We start from the raw sequence: 7739 nt of genomic DNA, 5'->3' as shown, positions 1-7739 counted from the left end.
CAAGGACATCCCGCTGATGATGGCCGACCCGCACTCGCTGGTCGAGGGCTGCATCATCACCTGCTACGCCATCCGCGCGCCGTTCTGCGCCATCTACATCCGGGGCGAGGCGGTGCACGCGATCCGCCGGGTGGCCAACGCGGTCCGGCAGGCCAAGGAGGCCGGCTTCCTGGGGCGCAACATCCTGGGCACCGGGTACGACCTGGAGATCGTGGTGCACGGCGGGGCCGGGGCCTACATCTGTGGCGAGGAGACCGCGCTGCTGGACTCCCTGGAGGGCCGGCGCGGCCAGCCGCGGCTCAAGCCCCCGTTCCCGGCGGTGGAGGGCCTGTACGCCAGCCCGACGGTCGTCAACAACGTCGAGACCATCGCGTCCGTCCCGACGATCGTGATGGGCGGGTCGGACTGGTACCGGTCCATGGGCACTGAGAAGTCGCCCGGGCCGAAGATCTACTCGCTGTCCGGCCACGTGACCCGGCCCGGGCAGTACGAGGCGCCCATGGGCACCACCCTTCGGCAGCTGCTGGCCTCGGCGGGCGGCATGCGGGACGGGATCCCGCTGAAGTTCTTCACCCCTGGCGGGTCGTCCACGCCGATCTTCACCCCCGAGCACCTGGACGTGCCGCTCTCGTTCGACGACGTGGCCGCGGCCGGATCCATGCTGGGCACCACCGCGCTGATGTGCTTCAACCAGACGGTGTCGGTGCCGTGGGCGGTCTGGAAGTGGCTGGAGTTCTACAAGCACGAGTCGTGCGGCAAGTGCACCCCGTGCCGGGAGGGCACCGGCTGGCTGGTGCAGATCCTGCGCCGGGTCGTCACCGGCCACGGGACCCTGGAGGATCTGGACACCATGGCCGACGCCGCCGGCAACATCGCCGGGCGGTCCTTCTGCGCCCTGGGGGATGCGGCGGCCACGCCGATCCTGTCCTCCTTCAAGTACTTCCGGTCCGAGTTCGAGGACCTGGTGACCGGCCGGACGCCGCCGGTCGTCGACCACCGGCAACTGGCGGGGGCGCACTGATGACCCAGGTAGCTGTTCCCCCCGCGGCCGCCGCCGGCGAACCGGAACCGGTTCCCGAAGGCCACGTCCGGCTGACCATCGACGGGGTCAGCGTGATCGCGCCGAAGGGTGAGCTGGTCATCCGCACCGCCGAGCGCATCGGCACCGCGATCCCGCGGTTCTGCGACCACCCGCTGCTCGACCCGGTCGGTGCCTGCCGGCAGTGCCTGGTCGAGGTGGAGATGGGTGGGCGCAAGATGCCCAAGCCCCAGGCCTCCTGCACCCAGACGGTGGCCGACGGCATGGTCGTCAACACCCAGTTGACCTCGCCGGTGGCGGAGAAGGCGCAGCGCTCCAACCTGGAGTTCCTGCTGCTCAACCACCCGCTGGACTGCCCGGTCTGCGACAAGGGTGGCGAGTGCCCGCTGCAGAACCAGACGATGGCCAACGGCTCGAACGTGTCCCGGCTGCGCGAGCCCAAGCGGGTGTTCACCAAGCCGGTCGCGATCTCCACCGAGATCCTGCTCGACCGGGAACGCTGCGTGCTGTGCCAGCGGTGCACCCGGTTCTCCGACCAGATCGCCGGGGACAAGTTCATCGACCTGCTGGAGCGCGGCTCGGCCCAGCAGATCGGCATCAACTCGGCGGAGCCGTTCCAGAGCTACTTCTCGGGCAACACGATCCAGATCTGTCCGGTCGGCGCCCTGACCTCGGCGGCCTACCGCTTCCGGGCCCGGCCGTTCGACCTGGTCTCCACCAGCACGGTGTGCGAGCACTGCGCCGGTGGCTGCGCGCTGCGCACCGACCACCGGGCGGGAGCGACCCTGCGCCGGCTGGCCCGGGTCGACATGGACGTCAACGAGGAATGGAACTGTGACAAGGGACGGTTCGCGTTCGAGTACGTCCGGCAGCCGGACCGGATCACCCGGCCCCTGGTCCGCAACGCCGCGGGCGAGCTGGAGCCGACGTCCTGGACCGAGGCGATGTCCGTGGCTGCCGCCGGCCTCCTTCGAGCGCGGGACAACGGTGGGGTCGGTGTGCTGGCCGGCGGCCGGCTCACGCTGACCGACGCCTACGCCTACGCCAAGTTCGCGCGGGTCGCGCTGCGCACCAACGACATCGACTTCCGGGCCCGCCCGCACAGCGCGGAGGAGGCCCAGTTCCTCACCGAGCGGGTGGCCGGCACGACGCCGGAGCACGGCGGGGTGACCTACGCGTCGCTGGAGTCGGCGCCGGTCGTCCTGCTGGTCGCGCTGGAGCCGGAGGAGGAGTCGGCCGCGGTGTTCCTGCGGCTGCGCAAGGCCGCCCGCCGGCGCGGCGTTCCGGTGTTCTCCGTCGCCCCGTTCGCCTCGCGCGGCCTGACCAAGATGTTCGGCACGCTGATCGCGGCCGGCCCCGGTGACGAGGTCGGCATCGTGCGCGGGCTCGGCTCGGACGAGCAGGCGTCCGCCGGCGTCGCCGACGCGGCGGAGCGCAACCGGCTCGGTGCGTTGCTGCGCACGACCGGCGCCGTGGTGCTGGTCGGCGAGCGGGCGGCGCAGACCCCGGGCCTGCTCACCGCGGTCGCCGCGATGGTCGACGTGACCGGCGCGCACCTGGCCTGGGTGCCCCGCCGGGCCGGCGAGCGCGGCGCGCTGGACGCGGGCGCCATCGGCACCGCGCTGCCCGGCGGCCGCCCGGTCACCGACCCGGCCGCGCGGGCCGCGGTCGAGGCCGCCTGGGGGGTGCCGGTGCCGGCCACCCCGGGCCGGGACACCGCCGGCATCCTGGCCGCCGTGGCGCTGCCGCTCCCGGAGGACGCAACCGGTGAGGCAGCCGGTGACGCCGCCGGCACCGATCCGGACGAGCCGCGCGGGCTGGCCGGGCTGCTCGTCGGTGGCGTCGAGGTCTCCGACCTGCCCGACCCGGAGGCCGCGCTCACCGCGATCGCCGGCGCAGGGTTCGTGGTCAGCCTGGAGCTGCGGGCCAGCGCGGTGACCGCGCTGGCCGACGTGGTCCTGCCGGTCGCGGCCGCGGTCGAGAAGTCCGGGGCGTACGTGAACTGGGAGGGCCGGGTGCGGCCGTTCGACGCGGCGCTGCCCGACGTCGGCACCCTCGACGAGGGCCGGATCCTGGACACCCTCGGCGTCGAGATGGACGTCGACCTGTACACCCAGACGCCGTCCGCGGCGGCCGGTGAACTGGCCCGCCTGGGCAGCTGGTCGGCCGGGGCGCCGCTGGCCGCCGAGGCTGGCGAGCTCGGCCTGCACGTCGGCGGCTCGCCCGCCGCCTCGGGTGGGGTCGCGGCCGGGACGGGCTACCGCCTGGCCAGCTGGCGGATGAACCTGGACGGCGGCCGGGCGATGGACGGCGAGCCGCACCTGGCCGGCACCGCCAAGCCGACCGTCGTGCGGATCGCGCCGGCCGCGGCCGACGCCCTCGGCGTGGTCGACGGCGACCTGCTCGCCGTCCGCGGCCCGGCCGGCTCGCTCGCCCTGCCCGTCGCGGTCACCCCGATGGTCCCCGACGTGGTCTGGCTGCCCGCGATGGTCGGTGGCCGGCCCACCGGGGTCCGCCTCGGCGCGGCCGTCGGCGATCGTGTGCATCTGGACTCGGTGGTCGCCACCGACGACGTCATCGAAGGAGCTGTCCGATGAGCGCCCAGCCGTTGCCGGACGGGTCGGTCGAGCCGTTGCTCGCGGACGACCCGTGGTGGCTCATGCTGATCAAGGCCCTGATGATCTTCATCATCCTGCTGCTGCTCACCCTGTTCGCCATCTGGTTCGAGCGACGGGTGGTCGGCCGCATGCAGCACCGGCCCGGCCCCAACTGGAACGGCCCGTTCGGCCTGCTCCAGTCGCTGGCCGACGCGCTGAAGCTGCACTTCAAGGAGGGCATCATCCCCGCCAAGGCGGACAAGGTGGTGTACATCCTGGCGCCGGCGTTCTCGGCGATCCCGGCGTTCCTGATCTTCTCGATCATCCCCGTCGGCGGCCAGGTCACGATGTTCGGTGAGCAGACCGCGCTGCAGCTGATCGACCCGCCGGTCGGCGTGCTGGTCGCGCTGGCGCTGGCGTCCGTCGGCGTGTACGGGATCGTGCTGGGCGGCTGGGCCTCCGGCTCGACCTACCCGCTGCTGGGCGGCCTGCGATCGGCCGCGCAGATGATCTCCTACGACGTGGCGATGGGCCTGTCCTTCGTGGCGGTGTTCCTTTACGCCGGGACGCTGTCGACCGCGGCGATCGTCACCCAGCAGGAGCCCGGCTGGTACGTCTGGTTGCTGCCCGTCTCGTTCGTCGTCTACTGCGTGTCCATGGTGGGGGAGACGAACCGGGCGCCGTTCGACCTGGCCGAGGCCGAGGGCGAGCTGGTCGGCGGGTTCAACACCGAGTACTCCTCGATGCGGTTCGGCCTGTTCTTCCTCGCCGAGTACATCAACCTGATCAACGTCTCGGCGATCGCCACCACGCTGTTCCTGGGCGGCTGGATGGCGCCGTGGCCGCTGTCGCTGCTGCCGTTCGCCAACACCGGCTACTGGACGATGCTCTGGTTCTTCGTCAAGGTGCTGCTGTTCATGTTCGTGTTCGTCTGGCTCCGCGGCACGCTGCCCCGGATCCGCTACGACCAGTTCATGGCGATCGGCTGGAAGGTGCTGATCCCGATCTCGCTGGTCTGGATCGTGCTCGTCGGCTCGGTGCGCGTGCTGCGCAACGCCGAGGGCTTCACCACCACCGAGGTCCTGCTGTGGGTCGGCATCCCGCTCGCGGTGATCATCATCGCGGCCATCGCCTGGCCGCCGTCGAAGAAGAAGGACCAGATCGTCGACCTGCCCGAGGACGACGTCGACGTCCCGCCGGACGACCCCGGCGGCGGCGCGGTGGCCGGCGTGATCGGCGGCACCGTGGTGTCCGAGGCCCGTGGGGCCTACCCGGTGCCCCCGCTGGATCTTCTCGTCCCGGTCCCGCCGATCCGCGCCCGTCGCACCCAGGGACCGGCCGGCCCGTCCGGACCGGAACTCACCCCGGCCGGGGCCGGGCACGACCTGCCGGGAGGCAGCAACTCGGGAGGCCGCAATGTCGTTTCTTGATCCCGTCAAGGGGTTCGGCGTCACCTTCGCCACCATGTTCAAGCCGGTCGTCACGGAGGACTACCCCAAAAAGCCCGAGCAGCCGGCGCCGCGCTACCACGGACGGCACCAGCTCAACCGGCATCCGGACGGACTGGAGAAGTGCGTCGGCTGCGAGCTGTGCGCCTGGGCCTGCCCGGCCGACGCGATCTTCGTCGAGGGCGGGGACAACACGGACGAGGCCCGCTACTCACCCGGCGAGCGGTACGGGAAGAACTACCAGATCAACTACCTGCGCTGCATCGGCTGCGGCCTGTGCATCGAGGCGTGCCCGACCCGGTCGCTGACCATGACCAACGAGTACGAGCTGGCGGACGACGACCGGCAGCGGCTGATCTACACCAAGGACATGCTGCTGGCCCCGTTGCTGCCGGGCATGGAACAGCCGCCGCACCCGATGCGGCTGGGCGACGAGCACGACTACTACGCCAAGGGCCCCGAGCTCGTCCGGCAGGCGGGCGGCGGCCGGACCGGCGACGGGGCGCGCTCCGAGAGCCAGCAGGCCGGCCAGGAACCGCCGGTCGCCGCGCCGCAGGGCGCTGACAGCCCCGCCGCGGTCCAGGTGCGGACGCGGGGGCAGTCGTGAGCGAGTGTCGGCGAATGAACCATCGGCTCCGGCGACGCTCCCGCGGCCGGGTCGCTGAGCCCGCGAGGCGGGCCGGGGAGGGATCGGCGTGAGCGTGCTGCTTGTGGCCGCGCAGGCGGTGGCGGACACGGTCGGCAGCACGGCGGCCGACACCGCGACCGCCGCGCCGAACACCGATCCCGGCGCCGAGCTGATCGCGTTCTGGATCCTGGCCCCGCTGGCCGTCCTCGGCGCCATCGGCATGGTCTTCTCGCGCAGTGCCGTCCACTCGGCCCTGTGGCTGGTCCTGACGATGCTGTGCCTGGGGTGCCTCTACATCAACCAGAACGCCGAGTTCCTCGGCTTCGTGCAGATCATCGTCTACACCGGCGCGATCATGATGCTGTTCCTGTTCGTGCTCATGCTGACCGGCCGTGACTCGGGCGACTCGACGTTCGAGGTGCTGCGCAAGCAGCGGGTCGTGGCCATCGTGCTGGGCATCGGCTTCGTGGTGCTGCTGGTGACCGGGCTGCTGCGGGCGCTGCAGGCCGTGCCGGCCGTCGGGCTGTCCGGCGCCTACGCGCAGCGGGGCCCGATCGGGGCCATCGCCGAGCTGCTGTTCACCGACTACCTGTTCCCGTTCGAGCTGACCAGCGCCCTGCTGATCACCGCGGCGACCGGCGCGATGGTCCTCACGCACATCGAGAAGGCCCCCGGCGAGCGCAAGTCGCAGCGGCAGCGGGTGCACGAGCGGATGCGCTCGGACCGGATGTCGCCGCTGCCCGGGCCCGGCGTGTTCGCCCGGTCCTCGTCCAACGCCACTCCGGCGCTGCTGCCCGACGGGTCGATCGCGCCGGGCTCGGTGTCGGACCTGGTCGAGGTGTCCGAGAGCGAGCAGGTCGCCCGCCGCTTCCGCAGCGGCGGGACGTTGACCGAGATCGAGAGTGCCGAGCACCCGCAGCGGGTCGACACCGATACCGGCACCGGTACCGGCTCCGGCGCGGGCATCGGTACCGACGGTCCGGACGGGGGAGCGCGATGACGCCCAATCACTACCTGGTGCTGTCGGCGCTGCTGTTCGGCATCGGGGCCGTCGGCTTCCTGGTCCGCCGGAACGCGATCGTGGTGTTCATGTGCGTGGAGCTGATGCTCAACGCGGTGAACCTGTCCCTGGTCACGTTCTCCAACCTGTGGGGCAACCTCAACGGGGTCGTGTTCGCGTTCTTCCTCATGGTGGTCGCCGCGGCCGAGGTCGTGGTCGGGCTGGCGATCATCATGTCCATCTTCCGGAGTCGGCGCAGCGCCTCGGTCGACGACGCGAACCTGCTCAAGTTCTGATCGGGAGTACGACAACAGTGACGGGTCTGCTCGGAGCCTCCGTGCTCCTCATCGCCATCCCGCTGGCCGGCGCGATCGTGCTGCTGGTCGGCGGGCGGCTGCTGGACCGGGTGGGACATCTCATCGGCTGCGCCACCGTGCTGGCGTCGTTCGTGCTCGGCGTGCTGATCTTCCTGCGACTGATCGGCGAGCCGTCCGGGGCCGACCAGATCCACTCCGTGCCGGTCTTCACCTGGATGCAGTCCGGGAGCCTGGACATCGAGTTCGGCCTGCTGGTCGACCCGCTGTCGATCACGTTCGTGCTGCTGATCACCGGTGTCGGGTCGCTGATCCACATCTACTCGATCGGCTACATGTCGCACGACGCCGACCGGCGCAAGTTCTTCGCCTACCTGAACCTGTTCGTCGCGGCCATGCTGCTGCTGGTCCTGGGCAACTCGTTCGTCAGCCTGTACGCGGGCTGGGAGGGCGTCGGCCTGGCGTCCTACCTGCTGATCGGCTTCTGGTCCGAGCGGCCGGCCGCGGCGACCGCCGCGAAGAAGGCGTTCATCATGAACCGGGTCGGCGACGTCGGCCTGGCCCTGGCCATCTTCCTGATGTTCAAGGAGCTGGGCACCGTCTCCTACGACGGGGTCTTCTCGCACATCGACCAGCTGGCCGAGCAGTCGCCGGGGACCGTCACCGTGATCGCCCTGCTGCTGTTGCTCGGCGCCTGCGGCAAGTCCGGACAG

General features: G+C 71.3%; 7 protein-coding genes. All 7 read left to right on the top strand.

Annotated elements, in window-relative coordinates; genetic code table 11:
* Positions 1 to 1021 (top strand): complex I 51 kDa subunit family protein (locus ACOJUF_RS10205; protein ID WP_420121745.1); only part of this gene is annotated, 1021 nt, incomplete at its 5' end.
* The gene (locus ACOJUF_RS10200) at positions 1021 to 3636 is read left to right on the top strand and encodes an NADH-quinone oxidoreductase subunit G (RefSeq protein ID WP_420121744.1); all 2616 of its coding nucleotides are present in this window, start codon (positions 1021 to 1023) and stop codon (positions 3634 to 3636) included. The genes ACOJUF_RS10205 and ACOJUF_RS10200, both read left to right, overlap by 1 nt.
* Positions 3633 to 5066, top strand: coding sequence for an NADH-quinone oxidoreductase subunit NuoH (gene nuoH, locus ACOJUF_RS10195; RefSeq protein ID WP_420121743.1), 1434 nt, complete (start codon positions 3633 to 3635; stop codon positions 5064 to 5066). Before ACOJUF_RS10200 ends, nuoH begins: the two co-directional genes overlap by 4 nt.
* On the top strand, positions 5053 to 5691 hold the full coding sequence (nuoI, locus tag ACOJUF_RS10190) for an NADH-quinone oxidoreductase subunit NuoI (RefSeq protein WP_420121742.1): 639 nt from the start codon (positions 5053 to 5055) through the stop codon (positions 5689 to 5691). Before nuoH ends, nuoI begins: the two co-directional genes overlap by 14 nt.
* Positions 5692 to 5779: 88 nt before the next feature.
* On the top strand, positions 5780 to 6712 hold the full coding sequence (locus ACOJUF_RS10185) for an NADH-quinone oxidoreductase subunit J (RefSeq protein WP_420121741.1): 933 nt from the start codon (positions 5780 to 5782) through the stop codon (positions 6710 to 6712).
* Positions 6709 to 7008, top strand: coding sequence for an NADH-quinone oxidoreductase subunit NuoK (gene nuoK, locus ACOJUF_RS10180; RefSeq protein ID WP_395729664.1), 300 nt, complete (start codon positions 6709 to 6711; stop codon positions 7006 to 7008). Before ACOJUF_RS10185 ends, nuoK begins: the two co-directional genes overlap by 4 nt.
* 41 nt (positions 7009 to 7049) lie before the next feature.
* Positions 7050 to 7739 (top strand): proton-conducting transporter membrane subunit (locus ACOJUF_RS10175; RefSeq protein WP_420121740.1); only part of this gene is annotated, 690 nt, incomplete at its 3' end.

Source organism: Nakamurella sp. (assembly GCF_048594475.1).
Classification (GTDB): domain Bacteria; phylum Actinomycetota; class Actinomycetes; order Mycobacteriales; family Nakamurellaceae; genus Nakamurella.
This window is presented reverse-complemented; position numbering and strand designations above follow the sequence as displayed.

Bases quoted from the DNA above. Each gene is read 5' to 3' on its own strand.
- ACOJUF_RS10200 (WP_420121744.1), top strand. From the start codon at position 1,021: ATGACCCAGGTAGCTGTTCCCCCCGCGGCCGCCGCCGGCGAACCGGAA.
- nuoH (WP_420121743.1), top strand. From the start codon at position 3,633: ATGAGCGCCCAGCCGTTGCCGGACGGGTCGGTCGAGCCGTTGCTCGCG.
- nuoI (WP_420121742.1), top strand. From the start codon at position 5,053: ATGTCGTTTCTTGATCCCGTCAAGGGGTTCGGCGTCACCTTCGCCACC.
- nuoK (WP_395729664.1), top strand. From the start codon at position 6,709: ATGACGCCCAATCACTACCTGGTGCTGTCGGCGCTGCTGTTCGGCATC.